Raw genomic sequence first — 19,445 nt, 5'->3', positions numbered from 1 at the left:
GACTTTAGTCTTATATGTGGGGTGCCTCTACCATAGTGCAGCGAAGCCGAATCGGCATAACCACCGAGCGGATTATGGATCCGAAATATGACGGGATGTGAATGGTGGAGAAGCAGAACCGAGCGGCTAATTGGCTTCGAGGTACCCCACCCTTTTAAAAGCCTTCTCAAGGTTGCTCCTGAGTGCCGACGTACACCACCTACCAACAGTAATCAGCGCTCCATGTGATCTGAGCCTGGCAGCATCCAGCTCCACCTGCCGTCCGCGCTTTCTCATCACAATTCTCGTCTCCGCCGCCAGATGCAGGCTCGCATCATCAGCGTTGGGTAGCTGAGTTTCCCGAGCTGAACCAGCTTGACTGTGCACCGTGATTTGCCGCGAGCGCAGTGCTTCATAGGCAGTGCGCAACAAGCGCCGAGCGAGACCTCGGTCTTTCGCTGAGCCTGCATCGCTTCCTATGACCAGACAGGCCGCCGCGAATACCTCGGCAATCAACTGCTCAGCCTGATCTTGGTTCTGATGTGGCATGGCATCTTCTTCCGTTTTCCGAGGAGAGCTTTGTGTTGCTTTGATGAGACAACTGACAAAGATTTTAGAGGGCAAACCTCCGCTACCTCCGTTTGTGAATCTGCATTGCCGGCCCCGCTTGGCCTGGTCTCATAGAGAAAACGACCAACGAGGCAGCATTTTGTTCGCTCGAAACGACTTCCTAACCTGCAAGGAGTGTCAGTAGTGGACTGCAAGATCTTGCCCTTTCGATTGTCTCGGCGGCACTATCATTCTCTTGGAGCCAACGCCTCTTGGCCGAGCGGAGAATCGATCCATGGACATTCAGCGCAGGAACAACGTCAGAGTCCATGGCGAAAGCACTTCGACTTTGGTCTTCTCTCACGGCTTCGGCTGCGATCAGACTATGTGGCATTACCTGTTCCAGCACTTCACCAACCGCTTCCGTGTAGTGTTGTATGACTTGGTCGGCGCAGGCAGATCAGATCTGGATGCGTATGAAAGTGGGAAATACGATTCACTGGCCGCTTACGCACAAGACCTGAACGACGTCATAGATCACTTTGGGCGCGGCCCTGTAATCGTTGTCGGCCACTCGGTGAGTGCGATGATCGGCGCACTAGCCGACCGTCTTTCCCCGAATCGCATAGCCGCTCATGTCATGGTTGGGCCCTCTCCGTGCTATATCGATTCTGATGGCTATGTGGGTGGGTTCAAGCTCGAAGACATTCACTCGCTCCTTCACACCTTGGACAGCAACTATCTGGGATGGTCGAGCGCGATGGCCCCTACCATCATGGGTTCACCAGGGCAGCCAGCCCTAGGCGACGAGCTTACAAATAGTTTCTGCCGCACAGATCCGGAGATCGCGAAGCAATTTGCTCGGCTGACCTTCTTATCCGACAACCGCGAAGACATCGCCGGGCTGGATACACCGACGCTCATCCTGCAGTCTTCCGATGACATGATTGCGCCGTTAACCGTGGGCGAGTACATGCATGCACAGTTGCCCAATAGTGTCCTTCATCTCGTAAATAACGTGGGGCATTGCCCGCACATGAGCGCTCCAGAAGCGTGTGCGGAAGCCATGGACAACTTCCTTCAGCCCTGGGTAAGCAAAGATGTCGATTGATAAGCCTCCGGCTCCAGACTTCGAGGATCTTTTCGACGGTGCCCCTTGTGGCCTGGTTGTCACCGACGAAGACGGCACCATCCTGCGCAGCAATCGGATTTTCAGCCTTTGGATGGGCATCAGCCAAGAAGCTCTTACCCAGCGTAGGTTTCAAGATCTCCTGACAATGGGCGGAAAAATCTTCCATCAGACCCACTGGGCGCCACTAATGCGCATGCAGGGCTCCGTTGCAGAGGTAAAACTTGACCTCAAAAACGCGAGCGAGCAGACAGTCACCATGCTGCTCAATGGCGTGAGGCGCGAGCATGCCGATGGCGTTTATTACGAACTGGCGCTGTTCGGGACGACTGATCGGGACAAGTATGAGCGCGAGATTGTGGAGTCACGCCAACGCGCCGAAAAGCTGCTATGGGAAAAAACAAGCGCAGAGGCAGCTTTACTGCAGGCAAAGGTGGAGCTAGATCACGCTTATGAAAAATCCCAACAGCGGGCTTTCTTTGCTGAACAAATGGTCGCTATCGCAAGCCATGACCTCAAGAATCCCCTCACCGCGATCAAAATGGCCGCAGACCTCTTGGTAAGAGGAGCACGTTCTCCAAGAGACACAGAATTACTGGGCCACATCAGCCAGTCATCCGAGCGTGCTCAGCGGATGATCGCAGATCTTTTGGACTTTGCATTGGCTAGGGTAGGTCGTGGAATCGGCATCACGCGAAGGACAGTTGATCTGCACATGGTCATTGAGCGAAGCGTAGACGAGCTACGTGTAGCCTTCCCCCAGGCAAGAATGATCCATGAGCAGGTAGGGGTAGGTTTGGCAGAGGTCGACTCTGACAGAATGCATCAGATTGTTGGAAACTTGGTGGCTAACAGTGTGGCTTACGGGGATCTTGACCAGCCCATAAAAGTCACGTCTACCCTGCAGGGGGATATAGCCATGCTATCGGTTCATAACCTGGGTAACGCTATACCCGAATCTTCGCTGGGTACCCTCTTTGAACCGATGACGAGAGTGAGCGACCTGGACACAGATCTTAGAAGCGTAGGTCTGGGCTTGTTCATCGTCAGGGAAATAGCCAAGGCCCATGGCGGCGATGTGGCCGTCAACTCCACGAACGAAATGGGTACGTCATTTTGTGTGAGTTTCCCCCGTACCGGTACTCCGCCCCCCATAGACGCACCACCCTGCTAAACACCTGGTCGGCGCTTCTCCTCTCGGATGAGCTGTTAGCCGACCTCAGACACTCCCAGCAGCGTCCGTTGAATTCGTATCGGGTGGATTATTGCGGTTGGTGCATTCGTACTCAGCGTCGGCACGTATCGGCAGACGCAGGATCAGCCGCGTTTTCTCTTGGTTATCATAAAGATCGAACCCCACCTCCAATGCACGCGGGAAGCCAATACGCCTAGGAAAATGCTCTTTTCCAGCAGGGAAAGCGGGAACCACAACGAAGCGCTTCAGCATGGCCACCCTCAACCTACAGTTCTTTAGCATTAATCTTCCTGTAGGAAGGATGTCTGCAATCCAAAGTTCATTTTCTTTGGTGAGGCGGCGTGGATGAGGGCCACGGACAGCTACCGGACTCACCAGATATCCGACGGCAACAACACCTACGCGATGACAACCCAAAAGGCCGATTTAAGGGCAATAGCCGTGACTCGAGATGCCATTTTGGTGGCCACCGCCGACTATCGCTTTCCAATACCCTCGAGCATTGAATGGGGTTAATCTCTCGCCGCTTTTGCGCATCCCCCTCACCGACCGGATTTCTGGAGTAGCTATACGTGGAATGCTGCAACATTGGTGCTGCCGCAATACTGGCTTGGCGTAACCGTTTTTTGAGGGCAGGTTCACTCGGGGAGGATGAATACGAGAGTGCGTGCCGTAGCGCTGAAGATCTGGAATTATCCGGGATGATCAGTCGTAGACAATGGGTTCATCTGGTGAGGCAAGCCAACGCTGCGCTTCTCAACTTTGATGAGACCCGAGCGGCCTGACAAGCCATCCACTGCAGCAGAATAATGAACGGGAGCGAGGTTCACGAGCCAAATACCTAAACCAGTCACAGCATGACTAAATAGGTAGAAACCCATGGCTGAACCAAAGGAAACCACCGATCTCCCCCTTGATCCCTATGTTGATCCAATATCGCACAACCCTGGAGAACCCGTCCCGCAACCTGAAACTGAGGCTCCTGATTGGCCCGAGGGTCAGGTACCCCCAGAGGAGCAATCTGATGGTTGAGCTGTCACGCTAGTCTATCGGTCGCTGCCAGTCAGGCGCCTCTCCCACACCGATAACAAGCTCGCACTTCATCTTCCTCCCCGCTGAGCAGCCGGGAGAAGCGCCGACTCTACAGCAGGCCACCGTGAGCCGTCCGGCTGTCACCGCGCTCAAAGCAGTAATGACTACCATCGGACTTGTTGGTCTGAACTTTGCCGACTGTCATGGCTTCCCCTGCATACCTATCACGGAAATATGCGACTGCAGGAGCTGGCCACCAATGAGAGCACTGACCTACCACGGAGCAAACGACGTCAGGGTCGATAACGTTCCTGATCCCATCCTCGAGGAAGCAGACGACATCATCCTCAGGGTCACCGCCACAGCCATTTGCGGCTCTGACTTGCATCTCTACCGAGGCAAAATTCCAGAAACCGAAGCGGGTGATATCTTCGGCCATGAGTTCATGGGGATCGTAGAAGACACCGGCAGCGCCGTCACTAATCTGCAGATCGGCGACCGGGTGGTGATTCCCTTCGTTATCGCTTGTGGCAACTGCTTCTTCTGTCAGCACGATCTGTTTGCCGCCTGCGAAACCACCAACACTGGGCGCGGCTCAATCATCAACAAGAAGGGCATTCCGCCAGGCGCCGCGCTGTTTGGATACAGCCATCTCTATGGCGGTATCCCTGGCGGTCAAGCTGACTACGTCAGAGTACCCAAAGGTAACGTCGGCCCGTTCAAAGTCCCTACCGACCTCGCCGATGACAAGGTGCTTTTCCTGTCCGATATTCTGCCCACCGCGTGGCAAGCGGTCATCAATGCCGAGATTGGCCAGGGTTCATCGGTGGCCATCTATGGCGCCGGGCCGGTGGGGTTGCTGAGTGCCGCCTGTGCACGAATGCTCGGTGCGCAGACCATTTTCATGGTCGATGACAACGATTACCGACTGGCATATGCCCGGGACGCTTATGGGGTTGTCCCCATCAACTTCGAGAAGGACGACGATCCTGCAGACAGCATCATCCGTCAGACGCCAGGCATGCGCGGCGTTGACGCGGTGATCGACGCGGTCGGCTTCGAGGCCAAAGGCAGCACTGCCGAAACGGTGATGACGGCACTGAAGATTGAAGGCAGCAGCGGCAAAGCGCTGCGCCAGAGCATTGCTGCCGTGCGTCGTGGCGGCGTTGTCAGCGTCCCGGGTGTGTACGCCGGCTTTATCCATGCATTCATGTTCGGCGATGCCTTCGACAAGGGACTTACCTTCAAGATGGGCCAGACCCATGTTCAGAAATACCTACCCGAACTGCTGGAGCACATCGAAGCAGGACGCCTGCAACCGGAACTAATCGTCACCCACCGCCTGGCACTCGAAGAAGCGGCCATGGGCTACAAGATGTTCGATCAAAAGCAAGATAACTGCCGCAAGGTCATCCTGGTGCCAGGCGCTGCGGCGGGCACCCTAGGCCCTGACTACGTGTAGAGGAGCCAAGGTCATGAACGGTCTCGCCAGCTACTTCTGGATTGCCGTGGCGGCAATTCTCTTACTCATCGACCTGTGGGCCATCGTGAGCGTATTCAGGAGCGACAAGACGGATGCGGTCAAGGCCGCCTGGGCGCTGCTGATCGTGGCGCTACCGCTTGTTGGACTGGGTATCTGGGGCGTTGCTGGCCCGCGAGGCATCAAGCGAGGCTCTGGGCCCACTTCAGACGAGCACAGTAAAGGCTGACATTTCTGAGCACCACCTATAGGGGGTTGCAACATGATTGATCAAGCGACAGGCATGAAATTAGGCGAACGCTACAGCGTAGAGAACGTCGAGCGCGCCCATCAATTTCCCGGTTTCTTTCTGGATGGAAAATACTACCTTGGCCCTGAACTGCTGACGGCTGTCGGCTGGCTCGAAGGGACAAAGTTCATCTATGACAGCCTGGATGCGCAAGGCGAGCCAGTCTTCCCGGATCGAGTGGCAGGTACCATCGAGGGGCTGAAATTAGTGCTGATTGACGGCACCGCCCTTGAGCTTTCGAGGATAGAAGCCAGTTCCATCCTCGCGTCTGCGACTAACGAGCCGGAGCAAGATTCACCGCCAGCCGAGCAGTCACGCCCAGCACCGACAAAAGGCCCGTTGCGCGGCAAAGTGGTGGTCATCACCGGCGCTTCAAGCGGCATAGGCAGGGCCGCCGCGCATGCGTTTGCCTGCAAAGGTGCTCGCCTGGTGCTGGCCGCACGCGATGAAGAAGCGCTGTTCGATGTTTTGGACGAGTGTACCGATTGCGGGACGGACGCCGTGGCAATCACCACCGACATGACCCGCAGCGACCAGGTGCAAGCGCTGGCCGCGCAGGCAGCCGCATTTGGTCAGGGAAGGATCGATATCTGGGTCAACAACGCCGGCGTTGGCGCAGTCGGCAATTTCGAGGACACGCCATTGGAGGCCCATGAGCAGGTCATTCAGACCGACCTGGTCGGTTACCTGCGCGGCGCCCATGTGGCCCTGCCGTACTTCAAGGCGCAACGCAGCGGCACTCTGATCAACACGCTGTCACTGGGAAGTTGGATTGCCCAGCCCTATGCGGCGGCGTACTCGGCAAGCAAATTCGGCCTGCGTGGCCTGACCGACGCGCTGCGGGGAGAGTTGACGGAATTTCCCGACATCCATGTCTGCGACATCTACCCCGCGGTCATGGACACGCCGGGGTTCAGAGATGGTGGCAACTACACTGGCCACGCCCTGACCCCGCCTGGGCCGATCTACGATGCCGAGTTGGTGGCAAAGGCCATGGTGGCATGCGCTATTTCCCCTCGTGCGCACACTACAGTCGGCGCCGCCGCCCGCGTCGCCCATCTGGCCAGCTTCCTGGTTCCAGGACTACCGCTGCTTTCCGGATGGCTGACACGCTGGGGCTTAAACCGCAGTCCCAGTGCAGCGATTTCATCGGGCAATCTGTTCGAGCCACCCAGTAGCCGACGCAGCGTGGACGGCGGCTGGCGAAACCGCAAAGACAACAAGCCGTTGTTAGTGAGTGCGGCAGTCCTCGGCATCATTGCCGGGTTAGTCATTACCCGCACGCAAAGGCGGCGCCGCTGATTTGAACCACTCAGCATCGCGCAGGAACTTTGCCTGCTGGTGCCGGCCCCTATATGAGTTCTATCGGTACGAGGAGAAGAACGATGAGTGCACAACTGAACGGCAAGCGCGTGGCCTTTCTGGTCACCGATGGCTTCGAGCAAGTAGAGCTGACGGGCCCGCGTGAAGCCTTGGAAAACAGCGGTGCGGTGGTCGATATTCTAGGCGAAAAGGAAGGTGTGGTTCGTGGCTGGAACCATGACAAGCCCGGCGACGAATTCGCAGTTGATGCGACATTCGACGGTGCCGACCTCAACCTCTACGACGCATTGGTGCTGCCTGGGGGCGTGCAGAATTCCGACACCATCCGCCTGATCCACGGTGCGCAAAAGCTGGTGAAGAGCCATGACGCGGCTGGCAAGCCGCTGGCCGTCATCTGTCACGGTGCCTGGCTGCTGGTGTCCAGTGGTTTGGCCAAGGGCAAACGGATGACCAGCTACAAGACACTGCAGGACGACATTCGTAATGCGGGTGGCAATTGGGTGGATGAGCAGGTGGTGGTGGACGGCAACCTGATCACCAGCCGCCAGCCCGACGATATTCCGGCCTTTAATGAGCAGTTGATCAAGGCATTGGCCGGCTGATTTCGCGTTCGAAACTGCAGGAGCTTTCACCATGAGCGAGTACCCTACCCCTCCATTCCCGTCGCAACCGCAAAGCGTTCCAGGCTCACAACGCAAGATGGAGCCCTATCCAGACTGTGGTGAGCAGACCTACACCGGCAACAATCGGCTGGAAGGCAAAATCGCCTTGATCACCGGCGGCGATAGCGGCATCGGGCGCGCAGTTGCTATTGCCTATGCTCGGGAGGGCGCTGACATTGCCATTTCCTACCTGGATGAACACGAAGATGCGCAAGAAACCGCGCGCTGGGTTGAGGCTGCTGGCCGCCAATGCCTGTTGCTGCCAGGCGACCTAGCGCAGAAACAGCACTGCTTTGACATCGTCGACAAGACCGTGGAGCAGTTTGGTCGTATCGATATTCTGGTCAACAATGCCGCGTTCCAGATGGCTCATGAGGGCCTGGACGAGATTGACGATGATGAATGGGTAAAGACCTTCGATACCAACATCACCGCCATTTTCCGGATTTGCCAGCGCGCGTTACCCTCAATGCCCAAAGGCGGTTCGATCATCAACACCAGCTCCGTCAACTCTGACGACCCATCACCCAGCCTGTTGGCATATGCCGCCACTAAGGGAGCCATTGCCAATTTCACTGCGGGCCTGGCTCAATCACTTGGCAAGAAAGGCATTCGGGTCAATAGCGTGGCGCCCGGCCCGATCTGGACACCGTTGATTCCTGCCACTATGCCCGATGAAGCCGTCAGGAACTTCGGTTCGAGCTACCCGATGGGGCGGCCAGGACAACCTGTGGAAGTAGCGCCAATCTACGTCCTGTTGGGATCCGATGAAGCGAGTTACATCTCGGGCTCACGATATGGAGTAACCGGCGGCAAACCCATCCTCTGAAGGTATTCCTGAGGCCAGATATCACTGGCCTCAGTGCTTCTTCTCCCCTTCATGCCGCGCTGTTTTCTGCGCGGTCGAGTCATGATCAGTGCCTGACGAGCCATCCGGTCGATGCGCATCGTTGTCGCGTTCTTCTTCACCCTGAGTTTTTGACGGGGCCTGCGGTTTATGCCCGGCGTCGGTGTGCTTTTTCATGGCCTACCCTACCCTTATCAAATAGCGGTTCGGAGCATGGCTCCGTGTTCCCTACAGTGATGGCAGCACGAGCATTAAAGTTCAGGTTAAGAAACCAAGCGAACCTACGCTAAACCGGTGAACCATTTACCTGACGGATACGTCCACCGCAAAAGAACAACGAGTCGACACCAAGATGGCAAGTGACCCCGTACTGGCCGTGCTCGGCTATCTCAAAGACCACCACCTGGTACTCACCACTGCCGAGTCATGTACAGCAGGCTGCATGGTCGCTTTGCTGGCGGCCTTCCCTGGTACTGGCGAGGTACTGGAAAGCGGCTATGTCGTGTATTCGCCTACCGCCAAGAAGCGTCTGCTAGGGGTAAGTCCGGAAACCATCGAACGGTACGGGCTGACCAGCGAGCCAGTTGCCTGGGAAATGGCGCTAGGGGCATTGAAGGACAGCGATGCCAACGTCGTTATTGCAACGACCGGTGTAGCCGGGCCTGGCCCAGCATCCGGGGTTTTACCCGGCACGCTGTGCTTCGCGTGGGCGTTCGCCGGCGAGCCGATTGCCGTGTTTACCCGAACCCAGCGTTTTTTGGGTGAGCGAGCGCAGGTCATGCATGACGGCGCCGTCTATGGGCTCACCCGCCTGATCCATTATCACGAGCGCTGGCTACGTGGGGAGCGCGCCTGAGGGCTAAAAATGTGACGGATGATGAACTGGTGTCCAGACAGCACCCTGTCCAGGAAGACATGGCCATGCAACAGCGCGTTTGGCGCTTCGAACGCGTGGGTTGGTACGTGCTGGTGGTCATTGTCTTACTTGGGTTGGCCGGCGTCTTCGGCAACGGCCCGCTCAGCAATGCCCAGGTCACAAGCGCAGATGGCCGTTTGCATGTCGAGTATCAACGCCTCAGCCGTAGCGGCACGACTGACTCCCTGCGCATCACGGTTCGCGGTAGCGCCCGAGAACCCATCATGGTGCTACTCGATGGTTCACTACTGCGCGAAGCCAGTATCGAAACCCTGCAACCCCAACCACAAGCCTCGCTCTCACAGGGCAAGGCCATTCTGCTGCAACTGGGTACCAGCGAGGATGGTATTGCCACGCTCTACCTCACCGTGCGCAGCGAGTATGTGGGCACCCTTGAAGGTATCGTGCGTGCAGGCCCATCCAGCGCTGTCCACTTCACCACTTTCCTATTCCCTTGAGGAGCGAGTGATGGATTCGATCCTCCGCGCAGCCGGCATGTACGTCGCATTGATGCTGTTGTTTCGCGTCGCCGGCAGACGCTCACTGGCCGACCTGACCACCTTTGACTTCGTCCTGTTACTGATCATCGGCGAAGCGACCCAGCAGGCTTTGCTGGGCGATGACTTTTCCTTCACCAACGCCATGTTGGTCATTGCGACGCTGATAGTGCTGGATGTCGGGCTGTCGCTCGCAAAACTTAATTCCAAGCCCTTGGCGCGGCTGCTGGACGGCCACGCAACGCTAGTCGTCGAGCATGGCCGATTTCTTTACCATCGCATGCGTAGAGTTCGGCTCACGGAAGACGACATCCTCGAATCGGCCCGGGACAGCCAAGGGCTCGAAAAAGTAGAGCAGATCAAATTTGCCATCGTCGAGCGCAATGGAAAGATCTCGATCATACCCGACGAGTGACGACGCCCTTCTGCCCGCGCTGATTAAGTGACGAGGATGGCATGATGAGGTTCGATAGCGGGGATGGACACACAACCGCGACGGGTAGAGAGCCACTCCCGCATCCGTAGGGTGTCGAAGATTTGCCCCTCTTCCATCATCACCAGAACGAGCGTTTGGGACATGCGATAGCTCCCGCACTGCGAGCAATGGCGCTCCTCCCAACCCGCAACACATTCAACGGACTCAGCATTTCCGGCGCAAATCAGACAAGTCATGAAGCCTCCTTTTGCTGTTGTTAGTAGGAGGGTTGAAGTCAGGCGACTGGCGCCTGTGACGCTATTGAGATTTCGATGGCCATTTGAAATTCCCTTTATTGTGAATCCGTGAAAAGCGCGCGAGCTGGAAACTGAGACGAACTCTGCATTCGACGGCTATGTCCGAACAGGACAACCTACCTCGGATGCGTCGCGTGGAAATTACATCGGTCGATGGATGGCAACACGGGGAGCCTCAGCGGGATGAAGGCGGCTGGTTGTTGCTGGAGGAGTACGGAGCGCTCGGCGATGGGCGCTCTGTAGCCTTGATTGGCCTGGATGGATCCATCGACTGGTGGTGTGTCCCCCATATGGATTCGCCTCCGCTGTTCGACCGATTACTCGCGCCCCATTCAGGTGGGTTCTTTTCCATTACGCCTTGCGAAAACTACCGCGCAGAACGCCGTTACCTTCCAGACAGTAATGTACTGGAGACACTGTTCGTCACGCCCAGTGGCCGGGCCCGGCTGACCGAGTCACTCAACAGCGGGCCAGCGGGCCGTTTGCCATGGGCAGAACTCGCCAGACGCATTGAGGGTATCGAAGGGCAAGTCGATTTCAACATCGCCATCGACTTTGGCACCCAAGCCGACACCGTCAGCCCCTACCTTGCACCGAACGACAACGGCTGCGTTTTCCATGCCGGACACATACTCGGTATGTTCATCCACGACGCCCAGGTGCGTATTGATCGCAAGGACGATATGGGCGTCAGGGCATTCGTCAGCGTTGGCCAAGGACAAAGAACCGTACTGGCTATCGTCGCGGGACGGGATGAGCCGTTGGTGCTTCCCCCGCTCGAACTCATCGACGAACGTATCGATGGCTCCCACCGTGAGTGGCAGCAATGGTCGAAAGGCCTGATCTACGACGGCCCGTTCAAATCGCTGGTTGTCCGCAATGCGCTGGCATTGAAGCTTCTGCTGTCCTCACCGAGCGGCGCGATCATGGCGGCAGGCACCTCGTCACTGCCTGAGCGAATAGGCGGGAACAAGAACTTCGATTACCGCTTCGCCTGGATCCGGGATGCCGGCTATACCATCGAAGCCTTCCTCGCTATCGGCGCGCAGCCTGAGGCCAAGGCAGCCTTCACCTGGCTGCTGAATCGGCTAGGTGAACATGGCCCACGTGTGTTTTATACACTCGACGGTGCAATCGGAGAGTGCACCCACCCGGTAGACCTGCCGGGTTACAAAAACTCGCCACCGGTGGTGGGTAACGACGCTCGCGACCAGCTCCAGCATGGAGTATTCGGCGACATATTCGAGACCGCCCGCTGCTTTATCGACAGCGGCAATATCCTCGATGCGACCAGCGCGATGATCCTCTCTGGGCTGGCCGATCAATGCGCCGACAGCTGGAGGCAGGCCGACGCCGGTATCTGGGAGCTACACGAGAAACGGCATTACACCTTGTCCAAGATCAGCTGCTGGCAGGCGCTGAGTCGGGCCATAGAGTTGGCAGATGGCGGCCACCTGCCGACCACCTGCCGTGAACGGTGGCACCGGGAGCGTCAGCGTATCCAGGCGTGGGTAGAGGAACATTGCTGGAACGAGAAACGCCAAGCCTACGTGTTCTATGCGGGCAGCGACCGCCTGGACGCGTCCATCGCACTCGCAGTGCGTTTCGGCTACCCCTCAGTGCCACGCTTGCATAGCACACTGGAAGCCATACAGACGGAACTGGGGACAGGGCCCTTTCACTACCGATTCAGTCAGGCCAGTGAAGAGGAAGGTTGCTTCCTGGCCTGTACTTTCTGGCTCATCGAAGCTTGGGCATTGATAGGTCAATGCGACCGCGCTGAAGACGCCTTCCACCGTGCGGTAAACGGCCTTGATCACGGCGTCGGCATTTACTCCGAAATGGTTGATCCAGTCACCGGCCAGTTTCTTGGCAATCTGCCGCAGGGCTTGACCCATCTCGCGGCATTGCGCGCCGCACTGGCTATAGGGGGGCAAGGGCCAGAGCGCTAAAACAGATCGGCCCTACGCATCATCATTGAACCCTGCCGTTGTCGGCCACTCAACTCCTAGGAAGTCAGTATTTATCCACCCATGACGAGGTGCCTCCATGAATGCTATCGATCTGCTGATTCAAGACCATAAAGTGGTCAAGAAACTGCTGGAAGAACTCTCATCGACCACTGAACGTGCCGTTAAAAAACGCGCTGAATTGCTGCACCGCATCGAACAGGAGCTGCAAATCCATACCGCGTTGGAAGAGGACATTCTCTATCCAGCGATCAAGGAAGCCGGTGGTAAAGAGGAGGCCAAGATGTATTACGAGGCCAAAGAAGAACACCGCACAGTGGACTCACTGGTACTCCCTGACCTGCTTCATACCAAAACAGGAACGCTCGAATTCGCCGGTCGGGTGAAGGTGATGAAGGAGCTGCTTGAGCATCACATCGAGGAAGAGGAAGGTGAGCTCTTCCCCACCGCGAAGAAGCTGCTCGGTAAAGATCAATTGGAGGCGCTGGGACAAGCCATGGAGACCCACAAAAAAGTGCTGAAGAGCGAGCAGCGTGCCGCTTGAATCAAACCCGCGTTGCCGGATCAGCGATCTGGCAATTGCGTCAAGAATTGGCGATTGGAACAGGGGCTGATGGAGAACTGGATTGAATTGCTGGAGTGGCCTGCCATGGCGGTCACGGTATTGGCAGCCTGGTGTATCGGTTCGCACCGTCCTAGACGACGCATGGTGGGTTTCTGCTGCTTCATCGCCAGCAACCTGCTGTGGTCAGTGTGGGGCTGGCAGGCTGAAGCTTGGGCACTGATTGTGCTGCAGGTAGCACTTTTCCTCATGAATTTGAGGGGCTGGAGGAAGAACAGCATATCCAAAGAGATGGGTAGCCTATACGACGGGAACTCAGGGGGCCGATGATGCATGAAGCATGATTACCTCGAATACGGTTCCATCCTCGCCAGATGAGCTGACCTGGATTTTGCCCCCATGGCTGGCCACTATCTCCGCCGCGATGAACAACCCTAGGCCCAGGCCTGCTGCCCCCCCCCTATCACCCGCCGCGTAACTCGAGTAACGACCTTCCGGCTTGAAGAGATGTGGCATGGCCTCAGGGGGAATGACCTCTCCCCAATTATGGACACTGACGCACGGGTCACCTTCATGGTCAAAGACCTTCACATGGATCGGAAGGGCTGGATCACCATGGCAGATAGCGTTTCTAATCAAATTCGAAAAGACTTGGGCCATCCGTGCGGGGTCAAATAGCCCTGTGATGACCGCCTGTTCACTTAAAACAATCCTGGCGTCGGGGAAGGCAGTGCGCAGCTCCTCGATAACCGAGTGACAGATCGCATTCAGTTCAGCTGGCTCTAACTGTACTGGAATGCCGGTGCCGATGTTGCATCGAGCAAGATCAAGCAGATCGTTCACCATATTGTTGGCGCGTTGTGCGCTCGTACAGACCTGGGCTGCCAGCACCCTCCCTTTCTCATCCAAGCCTTCTTGGCGGAGGATCAAGCCGCCTGCCATTAGCACCGCTCCCAAAGGGGAGCGCAGATCATGGCTCAGCACAGCGAGCAACATCTTACGGGTTGATTCCAGGGCGGATCCGTAGGCTGCGATTGATTCTACGAGGGCTTGGTCTATCGCTTCGTTGAAGCGGATCATATCTCGAACATGGTGTTCCTCTTCAAACACCTCTTGCGCAAGCCAGTGCGAGAGAACGCTGGAGCGCAGCGCTCGGTACTCTGAGACCATCTGATCCAGGGAGAAACCGGCAACCAAGCGCGTCAATGCATGCGTCTGGGCAGCAGTCTCACTGGTATTTAAGGGGCCCCGGCCCTGGGCCTTTTCAGCTTGTTCCCGTGTAGTCTGCTCTCTGCGCAAATCGGCGGCGATCGTTCGAAGAATCTTCTCTGCATGATTCCTCAGCCCGGTTGCATCGAGATCCGGCTGTTTAGTCTCAACCGATCGGGCAAAGTCTTCCCACGCCTGGAGAATACGCTCCATGCTGTTTTCGATGAAATCGTGCAGTCGCATAGCAGTCTTGATGCTCGCCGGTTAGACATCCCTCCAGATTAGCCCAAGCCGTAAGCCGGCATAGCAACAGGTTGTGAACCTTCTGTCTGTCTTTTGCAACGACTCGCTATAAGCCACACCTAATGAGAACAGTCAGGAGTAGATACTATGGCGAGTCGCGTGCTGATCGTCGAGGATGACGATGTGCTGAGGTGGCTGATGGCGGAAGCCATCACGCATCTAGGGTATGAAGCGACCGGGTGCATCAGCGCTGATGCAGCTTTGCTGAAGCTGCAAGTTGATGATTCATTTGATTTAGTGATAACCGACGTTATTATGCCAGGACAATGTGATGGTATCGGTTTAGCTAAAGCTATCTGGTCAACGAGCCCTGAATTGCCGATTATAATCGTGTCCGGCAATACGGTTCTACCTTCTGGCTTTTTACCAGCCAATGGGCGGTTCATTGCTAAACCTTGCACATTTGAGACGCTCAACCGAACGATGCTTGAGCTGCTCGCACTCCGCTGATGCTCAACCAGAAAAACTACGTCGTATGAAAGCATGCTGCACAAATGCGCTTCCAATTCATGGATCGATTATTTTCATCAATAATCAGACAAATAAAATTAATGAATGAGAGAAGATGAATGTCTCAAATATGAAGGGTCGGAATGGCTCTCCACATCAGGTTTGGCCCGCTAAGGCGGGCCTTTTTTTTGCGTTCAACTCAACGCTCGCGTATTTTCATAAATACCAATTTGATGAATAAAGAACGCTTTCTTTTCCGAGGTAAGTGCTCCGCATCGCTCCAATTCAACAATTGTTGCTATTAAGCGCCTCGCTGCACCAGGGCGATTATCAATCCAGTCAGTCAAGCCCGAAACGAGTGCCTGACCAATTACCTCTGGATGTATAATTTTGTCATAGGCTATCGAATCGACAAAAATAGCGCGTAAGATTTCGATATCGCGAGAACTACTAGGGTGTATTGGCGGTGCATTTGCAGGCAGATCATCGAGCGTCATAATACCTCTCCTACTCTATAAACCATCCTACTGCAGATACGCAAAGCCGGGTGAGCAATTAAAGAGTTCGAGACCGACGGCCTATTTTCTAGGAAAAAAGCCCAGCAAAATGCGCTGAGCTTTCCCACCCTGCGACTTACTTGTCTAGAGTAGCCGCCTGATTCCCCCCTTCTTCGGCAATCGCTGAAAGCTTCTCATCGGCAGATTTTTCTTCCACCAGTGTGTCCGCCAGCAGCTGAGCCGCCTCCTTCATTCGCAGGTGTTTAGCCATCGCGATAAGCGTGCCATAGGCAGCGATTTCGTAATGCTCAACCTTCTGTGCAGCACCAATGAGTGCAGCATCTAATACAGCACCCTTTTCAATTTCGTCCAGGAGTTCCTTGCTCTCCTCAATCAGGCCCTCCATGGCGACGCACTTCATTCTCTTGAGCTTCAAGCCTGCAATCTCAACCAGCTGGTCAATTCGCTCGATCTGACCCTGCGTTTCCTCCAGGTGAGAAAGGAAGGCTTCAGCAAGTAGTGGATTGGTGGAGGCGCGCGCCAAACGCGGCAGGGCCTTGGTGATCTGCTTCTCGGCGCTATACATATCCGACAGCTCGTGAATGAACAAATCTTCAACGCTTTTACGTGCAGGCATGAGTATTTCCTCAGAATAACTACTATCGGTTATGAATGCTTTCCGTGGGTATCTGGTAGGCGTGGCGGCTCGGGCAGATCGTTTGGAAGCAGTGTCCCTACGCCGAAGACCGCCATGGCCATGCGGATTCGCAATGCCCTGCACGCCAGGCGCGAGTCCATTTCAAACTCCATCAAGGCCCTGCGCATTGCAAGCTCAGCGCCCTTGTCTTTCATGGCCTGACCGGCCTGTTTTGGTGTACGCATCTGAACTACTCGCTGTCGCGCCCCTGCACCAATCCCGACCCTAGGTCAGCGCCGGTAATCGGATTACTGTCCGGCTGAGAGGTCGTGCGCAATTTCATGGCCTCAATCGCTTCAAACTCCATTTCGGAGAGAGTTACCGAAGCGCTGCCATCCCCACCGTCCACCGCTGGGGCGGGATCCTCGACGTAGTCCCACTCGCTGCCTTCGTTCCAAGGGCCACGCACATTAGGCTCACCCGACATGTTGAAATACTTGTTGGTGAACTCTGGGATGCCCGGGAGCTTGCCTTGGGGGAAATTGGGCTGGATGGCGTGCAGTGCTTTTTCGAATGAGAGCTGGTGAGCGATTTCACGTGTCATCAAGAAGCCCAGCGCTTCCCTGACCCCTGGATCATCTGTCACGTTCATCAACCGCTCGTAGACGATTTTGGCCCGCGCTTCCGCGGCGATGTTCGAGCGGAAATCTGCAGTCGGCTCACCGATGGAGTCGACATATGCGGCACTCCAAGGCACGCCGGCAGAGTTGGTCAGGGGTGCACCGGCCCCGTATAGTATGCTGGTGATATGCGAGTCATTACCGGCGCCGTTGATGGCACGGTAAAGCTCTCCCTCCTCCTCAACTCCTTCTGCCAGCCGTCCTTTGGCCCCTTTGTTGAGCATGACGATAATCGAGCCCACGATCTCCAGATGGCTCAGTTCCTCCGTTGCAATGTCCATGAGCAGGTCTTTACGGCCAGCATCGTCCTCCGCCAGCGCCTGGGTGAAATATCGGCTCGCTGCTGCCAACTCCCCTTGCGCGCCACCAAATTGCTCCAGCAGTAAATTGGCCAGACCAGGATTAGGCTGGGCAACGCGCACCGTATACTGTAAACGTTTGTTATGAATGAACATATTATGCCTCCACGGCAAATACAGCGCCGCAAATACGATTATTTGCCGTGCGTTATCATGGGAGCTAATACGTGAAGCGAATGTGCGGACGAAAACCCGAAAAGCAGACGAGCGGAACAATCACTGTAGATTAAATTTCATAACGAACGGGGTCGTGTAATTTGGCGCACAAGAATCAACGATTCATCACCGCATTCGAACACTAGATCAATTTAATCATAACTTCTAAACAAAACTGAGCAGTCAACTCCTTTTTCCAACAATCGGAGCACACTAATTAAGCCAGCACATCAGGGTCGTGGCTTGAGCAATCAGTCCGCCAGAGGGCCGTTAGTTAAACATCAAGCTTCAGTGCAATCTCTTTCACTGGGAAACTTACTTCGCCTGTTTATTGAGCGGCTCTGATGACGGGCGAGCGGGTAAATAGCGGTCATCGAACCGGCATGTAATACTGTGGCGCTCTTTTCTCTCGAAAACCCTCGGATCATATTTGGAGGGATTGGAGCGAAATTGTAGCGAATCAGGCTGTGGATTCTTTGCTTTCCCTAATTTCAATGAACCGGTGATGGGACGGATAATCTGCCCCAGCAACCGCTTTCAGGTAAGCTGCATGTGCCACCAAGCGTAGCTCCCGCCATTCCTGCCAGGAAATAATCCCTACGCGATCCATTTCATCAGCCTGCCGGGTGAGTTCATCGTGATAATCATCCGGAGAGTCCATGCGCAGCTGATGATTCTCTAACTGATGATGCCAATTCGCTAGCGCATTTAGCTTTAGCAGTTGTGATTCGGAAGGGAAGTCGTCAAGAATTCTCATTGGTCAACCTCGCGAACAGATGATTGGTTGAGTGCCTAGACCATCAGAGGTTCAGCAGAGGAGGTTTAACGGCTCTGCTGGGTTTTGCCATCGGCAAGCCCGGCGATGATAGACACGTCAGCAGCAGCCCTGCCGTATGCGCAGCGCAGGGCAAAATTGCCGTGTTAAATGCTTACCCGACGGAAAAAGTCGGCGCATCATGGGAGGCTTTGAACCGGACGTGGGATCCAAAATGTAAAAAAAGATTTCCCCACTCCGTTGCGGTCAGAGATCTGGACGACATTGGAGACCACCATGAAATTCGCACAGTTCTGTCAACGGCTTGCAGATCACTCCGGTAAGCCCCGAACATTCCTCGTTGCAGTAATCCTGATCGCGATGTAGGCAGCTTCAGGCCCCTGGTTCCACTACAATGACACCTGGCAGCTAATCATCAACACTTCGACCACCATCATCACCTTCTTGATGGTTTTCCTCATCCAGAACACCCAGAATCGTGATAACGACATCATCTATGAGAAGCTGGATGAGCTCATCAGGGCGACGACGTCAGCAGAGCGTTCCGTGCTGAATCTTGAAGCGCTGGACAACAAACAGATCCGCGAGCTGAGAAAGGAATATCGGGCCATGAGCTCCCAATGTGAGAGCCCGAAAACAACAGATGAGACGTTGGAGGATGGAGCATTGGTCAACGATTTCAAGCGCTAACAGAGCGTTCGCTCACGGTGGACTTGCGGGGTATTGGGTCTGGCCATCGAGGGCATGCTTTATTGCAATCGAGAGTTCAGCGATCGACCAAGGCTTGAAGAGATACGTCACGGGCGGGGTTACCTCAGACGCGTCCAATTGGTAACCGGATGTCAGGATGGCCGGTAACCCAGGCCATTTTTCATGGGCCAGAGAGATGAGCTCCATACCCTTTATACTCCCAGGAACACCGTGATCTACTACCATCAGGGTGCAGTCACATCCGGTGTCCAACAAGTGAATCAAAGCATCTTCGGCATTGTCGAATGCAGCGTAGTCAGCTCCCAACTCCACCAGAATATCGACTAGGAGCGTTCTCAGGGTTTCATCATCCTCCACCACTAAGATCGTCTTCCCTGACAGGGATAAACCCTCAACGTCGAGTTTCATCAAGCACTCCATGTCCGTAGCGGAATTTTTTGAGTGTTTCACTCCCTTGTTTGCACGTCGATGGCGGCCAAGGGCCAAGCCCAATCGCCGGACAGGGC

25 protein-coding genes and 1 pseudogene are annotated in these 19,445 nt (G+C 55.6%); 15 read left to right on the top strand and 11 right to left on the bottom strand.

All coding sequences use genetic code 11. From position 1 onward, the window contains the following. Positions 1-126: 126 nt before the first annotated feature. Positions 127-528 carry a hypothetical protein gene (locus I8746_RS10365; RefSeq protein WP_221100618.1) on the bottom strand — a complete coding sequence of 134 codons (402 nt, stop codon included), beginning with the start codon at positions 526-528 and terminating at the stop codon, positions 127-129. A 295-nt stretch (positions 529-823) separates the two neighbouring features. Here I8746_RS10365 and I8746_RS10360 point away from each other — a divergent pair, with 295 nt between their 5' ends. Then, a complete protein-coding gene (locus I8746_RS10360) occupies positions 824-1,639 on the top strand; it encodes an alpha/beta fold hydrolase (RefSeq protein WP_221100617.1) in 816 nt (271 codons plus the stop codon). Further along, positions 1,629-2,831, top strand: coding sequence for a PAS domain-containing sensor histidine kinase (locus I8746_RS10355; RefSeq protein ID WP_221100616.1), 1,203 nt, complete (start codon positions 1,629-1,631; stop codon positions 2,829-2,831). Before I8746_RS10360 ends, I8746_RS10355 begins: the two co-directional genes overlap by 11 nt. 45 nt (positions 2,832-2,876) lie before the next feature. Here the strand turns inward: I8746_RS10355 and I8746_RS10350 are convergent, their stop codons facing one another. Further along, complete coding sequence (locus tag I8746_RS10350; protein WP_259674117.1) at positions 2,877-3,104, bottom strand: hypothetical protein; 228 nt, start codon at positions 3,102-3,104, stop codon at positions 2,877-2,879. Positions 3,105-4,143: 1,039 nt separating this feature from the next. Here I8746_RS10350 and I8746_RS10345 point away from each other — a divergent pair. From I8746_RS10345 to I8746_RS10325, 5 genes are all read left to right on the top strand, one after another. After that, entirely contained in the window at positions 4,144-5,346 is a 1,203-nt protein-coding gene (locus I8746_RS10345; RefSeq protein ID WP_221100684.1) for a zinc-dependent alcohol dehydrogenase, read from the top strand. A gap of 13 nt (positions 5,347-5,359) precedes the next feature. Next, entirely contained in the window at positions 5,360-5,593 is a 234-nt protein-coding gene (locus I8746_RS10340; protein ID WP_064614504.1) for a PLD nuclease N-terminal domain-containing protein, read from the top strand. 33 nt (positions 5,594-5,626) lie between these two features. Then, a complete protein-coding gene (locus I8746_RS10335) occupies positions 5,627-6,955 on the top strand; it encodes an SDR family oxidoreductase (RefSeq protein ID WP_221100615.1) in 1,329 nt (442 codons plus the stop codon). An 83-nt stretch (positions 6,956-7,038) separates the two neighbouring features. Then, on the top strand, positions 7,039-7,578 hold the full coding sequence (locus tag I8746_RS10330) for a type 1 glutamine amidotransferase domain-containing protein (protein ID WP_221100614.1): 540 nt from the start codon (positions 7,039-7,041) through the stop codon (positions 7,576-7,578). Between the two features lie 31 nt (positions 7,579-7,609). Further along, positions 7,610-8,467, top strand: a complete 858-nt coding sequence (locus tag I8746_RS10325) for an SDR family oxidoreductase (protein ID WP_221100613.1) — start codon at positions 7,610-7,612, stop codon at positions 8,465-8,467. Positions 8,468-8,497: 30 nt separating this feature from the next. Here the strand turns inward: I8746_RS10325 and I8746_RS10320 are convergent, their stop codons facing one another. After that, on the bottom strand, positions 8,498-8,662 hold the full coding sequence (locus tag I8746_RS10320; protein WP_221100612.1) for a hypothetical protein: 165 nt from the start codon (positions 8,660-8,662) through the stop codon (positions 8,498-8,500). 175 nt (positions 8,663-8,837) lie between these two features. Here I8746_RS10320 and I8746_RS10315 point away from each other — a divergent pair, with 175 nt between their 5' ends. From I8746_RS10315 to I8746_RS10305, 3 genes are all read left to right on the top strand, one after another. Next, positions 8,838-9,341 (top strand): CinA family protein, encoded by a 504-nt coding sequence (locus tag I8746_RS10315; protein WP_221100611.1) that lies wholly within the window; start codon positions 8,838-8,840, stop codon positions 9,339-9,341. Positions 9,342-9,406: 65 nt separating this feature from the next. After that, positions 9,407-9,859, top strand: a complete 453-nt coding sequence (locus I8746_RS10310) for a hypothetical protein (RefSeq protein ID WP_186702919.1) — start codon at positions 9,407-9,409, stop codon at positions 9,857-9,859. 10 nt (positions 9,860-9,869) lie between these two features. Beyond that, positions 9,870-10,313, top strand: a complete 444-nt coding sequence (locus I8746_RS10305; protein ID WP_221100610.1) for a DUF421 domain-containing protein — start codon at positions 9,870-9,872, stop codon at positions 10,311-10,313. Positions 10,314-10,336: 23 nt separating this feature from the next. Here I8746_RS10305 and I8746_RS10300 read toward each other — a convergent pair whose 3' ends face one another. Continuing rightward, positions 10,337-10,477 (bottom strand): hypothetical protein, encoded by a 141-nt coding sequence (locus I8746_RS10300; protein ID WP_221100609.1) that lies wholly within the window; start codon positions 10,475-10,477, stop codon positions 10,337-10,339. 350 nt (positions 10,478-10,827) lie between these two features. On the opposite strand from I8746_RS10300, the gene I8746_RS10295 reads away from it, so the two are divergent. From I8746_RS10295 to I8746_RS27120, 3 genes are all read left to right on the top strand, one after another. Then, positions 10,828-12,582, top strand: coding sequence for a glycoside hydrolase family 15 protein (locus I8746_RS10295; RefSeq protein WP_221100683.1), 1,755 nt, complete (start codon positions 10,828-10,830; stop codon positions 12,580-12,582). A gap of 97 nt (positions 12,583-12,679) precedes the next feature. Continuing rightward, complete coding sequence (locus I8746_RS10290; protein ID WP_221100608.1) at positions 12,680-13,144, top strand: hemerythrin domain-containing protein; 465 nt, start codon at positions 12,680-12,682, stop codon at positions 13,142-13,144. A 69-nt stretch (positions 13,145-13,213) separates the two neighbouring features. Next, positions 13,214-13,492, top strand: a complete 279-nt coding sequence (locus I8746_RS27120) for a hypothetical protein (RefSeq protein ID WP_259674116.1) — start codon at positions 13,214-13,216, stop codon at positions 13,490-13,492. On the opposite strand, the gene I8746_RS10285 is transcribed toward I8746_RS27120, so the two are convergent. Further along, positions 13,478-14,614, bottom strand: a complete 1,137-nt coding sequence (locus I8746_RS10285) for a sensor histidine kinase (RefSeq protein WP_221100607.1) — start codon at positions 14,612-14,614, stop codon at positions 13,478-13,480. The genes I8746_RS27120 and I8746_RS10285 overlap by 15 nt on opposite strands. 147 nt (positions 14,615-14,761) lie before the next feature. Here I8746_RS10285 and I8746_RS10280 point away from each other — a divergent pair, with 147 nt between their 5' ends. After that, on the top strand, positions 14,762-15,124 hold the full coding sequence (locus tag I8746_RS10280; protein ID WP_221100606.1) for a response regulator: 363 nt from the start codon (positions 14,762-14,764) through the stop codon (positions 15,122-15,124). A gap of 194 nt (positions 15,125-15,318) precedes the next feature. Here the strand turns inward: I8746_RS10280 and I8746_RS10275 are convergent, their stop codons facing one another. The 5 genes from I8746_RS10275 to I8746_RS10255 form a co-directional block, all read right to left on the bottom strand. Then, the gene (locus I8746_RS10275; protein ID WP_221100605.1) at positions 15,319-15,621 is read right to left on the bottom strand and encodes a hypothetical protein; all 303 of its coding nucleotides are present in this window, start codon (positions 15,619-15,621) and stop codon (positions 15,319-15,321) included. A 136-nt stretch (positions 15,622-15,757) separates the two neighbouring features. Next, the gene (locus I8746_RS10270) at positions 15,758-16,258 is read right to left on the bottom strand and encodes a ferritin-like domain-containing protein (protein WP_221100604.1); all 501 of its coding nucleotides are present in this window, start codon (positions 16,256-16,258) and stop codon (positions 15,758-15,760) included. Positions 16,259-16,287: 29 nt separating this feature from the next. Next, entirely contained in the window at positions 16,288-16,503 is a 216-nt protein-coding gene (locus I8746_RS10265) for a hypothetical protein (RefSeq protein WP_221100603.1), read from the bottom strand. 5 nt (positions 16,504-16,508) lie between these two features. Continuing rightward, positions 16,509-17,393: a manganese catalase family protein gene (locus I8746_RS10260; protein WP_221100602.1), complete on the bottom strand. Its 885-nt coding sequence runs from the start codon at positions 17,391-17,393 to the stop codon at positions 16,509-16,511. Between the two features lie 520 nt (positions 17,394-17,913). Beyond that, positions 17,914-18,210 (bottom strand): hypothetical protein, encoded by a 297-nt coding sequence (locus tag I8746_RS10255; RefSeq protein WP_221100601.1) that lies wholly within the window; start codon positions 18,208-18,210, stop codon positions 17,914-17,916. A 294-nt stretch (positions 18,211-18,504) separates the two neighbouring features. Here I8746_RS10255 and I8746_RS10250 point away from each other — a divergent pair. Next, positions 18,505-18,918: pseudogene (locus I8746_RS10250) on the top strand (low affinity iron permease family protein). 12 nt (positions 18,919-18,930) lie between these two features. Here the strand turns inward: I8746_RS10250 and I8746_RS10245 are convergent. Then, positions 18,931-19,347, bottom strand: coding sequence for a response regulator (locus tag I8746_RS10245; protein WP_221100600.1), 417 nt, complete (start codon positions 19,345-19,347; stop codon positions 18,931-18,933). Positions 19,348-19,445: the final 98 nt, after the last annotated feature.

Origin of the sequence: Pseudomonas sp. USTB-Z (genome assembly GCF_019691255.1) — a bacterium.
GTDB classification, from domain to species: domain Bacteria; phylum Pseudomonadota; class Gammaproteobacteria; order Pseudomonadales; family Pseudomonadaceae; genus Aquipseudomonas; species Aquipseudomonas alloputida.
Note: the sequence above shows the minus strand (reverse complement) of the source record. Positions and strands in the feature narration are given on the sequence as shown.

Bases quoted from the DNA above. Each gene is read 5' to 3' on its own strand.
- I8746_RS10365 (WP_221100618.1), bottom strand. From the start codon at position 528: ATGCCACATCAGAACCAAGATCAGGCTGAGCAGTTGATTGCCGAGGTA.
- I8746_RS10360 (WP_221100617.1), top strand. From the start codon at position 824: ATGGACATTCAGCGCAGGAACAACGTCAGAGTCCATGGCGAAAGCACT.
- I8746_RS10355 (WP_221100616.1), top strand. From the start codon at position 1,629: ATGTCGATTGATAAGCCTCCGGCTCCAGACTTCGAGGATCTTTTCGAC.
- I8746_RS10350 (WP_259674117.1), bottom strand. From the start codon at position 3,104: ATGCTGAAGCGCTTCGTTGTGGTTCCCGCTTTCCCTGCTGGAAAAGAG.
- I8746_RS10345 (WP_221100684.1), top strand. From the start codon at position 4,144: ATGAGAGCACTGACCTACCACGGAGCAAACGACGTCAGGGTCGATAAC.
- I8746_RS10340 (WP_064614504.1), top strand. From the start codon at position 5,360: ATGAACGGTCTCGCCAGCTACTTCTGGATTGCCGTGGCGGCAATTCTC.
- I8746_RS10335 (WP_221100615.1), top strand. From the start codon at position 5,627: ATGATTGATCAAGCGACAGGCATGAAATTAGGCGAACGCTACAGCGTA.
- I8746_RS10330 (WP_221100614.1), top strand. From the start codon at position 7,039: ATGAGTGCACAACTGAACGGCAAGCGCGTGGCCTTTCTGGTCACCGAT.
- I8746_RS10325 (WP_221100613.1), top strand. From the start codon at position 7,610: ATGAGCGAGTACCCTACCCCTCCATTCCCGTCGCAACCGCAAAGCGTT.
- I8746_RS10320 (WP_221100612.1), bottom strand. From the start codon at position 8,662: ATGAAAAAGCACACCGACGCCGGGCATAAACCGCAGGCCCCGTCAAAA.
- I8746_RS10315 (WP_221100611.1), top strand. From the start codon at position 8,838: ATGGCAAGTGACCCCGTACTGGCCGTGCTCGGCTATCTCAAAGACCAC.
- I8746_RS10310 (WP_186702919.1), top strand. From the start codon at position 9,407: ATGCAACAGCGCGTTTGGCGCTTCGAACGCGTGGGTTGGTACGTGCTG.
- I8746_RS10305 (WP_221100610.1), top strand. From the start codon at position 9,870: ATGGATTCGATCCTCCGCGCAGCCGGCATGTACGTCGCATTGATGCTG.
- I8746_RS10300 (WP_221100609.1), bottom strand. From the start codon at position 10,477: ATGTCCCAAACGCTCGTTCTGGTGATGATGGAAGAGGGGCAAATCTTC.
- I8746_RS10290 (WP_221100608.1), top strand. From the start codon at position 12,680: ATGAATGCTATCGATCTGCTGATTCAAGACCATAAAGTGGTCAAGAAA.
- I8746_RS27120 (WP_259674116.1), top strand. From the start codon at position 13,214: ATGGAGAACTGGATTGAATTGCTGGAGTGGCCTGCCATGGCGGTCACG.
- I8746_RS10285 (WP_221100607.1), bottom strand. From the start codon at position 14,614: ATGCGACTGCACGATTTCATCGAAAACAGCATGGAGCGTATTCTCCAG.
- I8746_RS10280 (WP_221100606.1), top strand. From the start codon at position 14,762: ATGGCGAGTCGCGTGCTGATCGTCGAGGATGACGATGTGCTGAGGTGG.
- I8746_RS10275 (WP_221100605.1), bottom strand. From the start codon at position 15,621: ATGACGCTCGATGATCTGCCTGCAAATGCACCGCCAATACACCCTAGT.
- I8746_RS10270 (WP_221100604.1), bottom strand. From the start codon at position 16,258: ATGCCTGCACGTAAAAGCGTTGAAGATTTGTTCATTCACGAGCTGTCG.
- I8746_RS10265 (WP_221100603.1), bottom strand. From the start codon at position 16,503: ATGCGTACACCAAAACAGGCCGGTCAGGCCATGAAAGACAAGGGCGCT.
- I8746_RS10260 (WP_221100602.1), bottom strand. From the start codon at position 17,393: ATGTTCATTCATAACAAACGTTTACAGTATACGGTGCGCGTTGCCCAG.
- I8746_RS10255 (WP_221100601.1), bottom strand. From the start codon at position 18,210: ATGAGAATTCTTGACGACTTCCCTTCCGAATCACAACTGCTAAAGCTA.
- I8746_RS10245 (WP_221100600.1), bottom strand. From the start codon at position 19,347: ATGAAACTCGACGTTGAGGGTTTATCCCTGTCAGGGAAGACGATCTTA.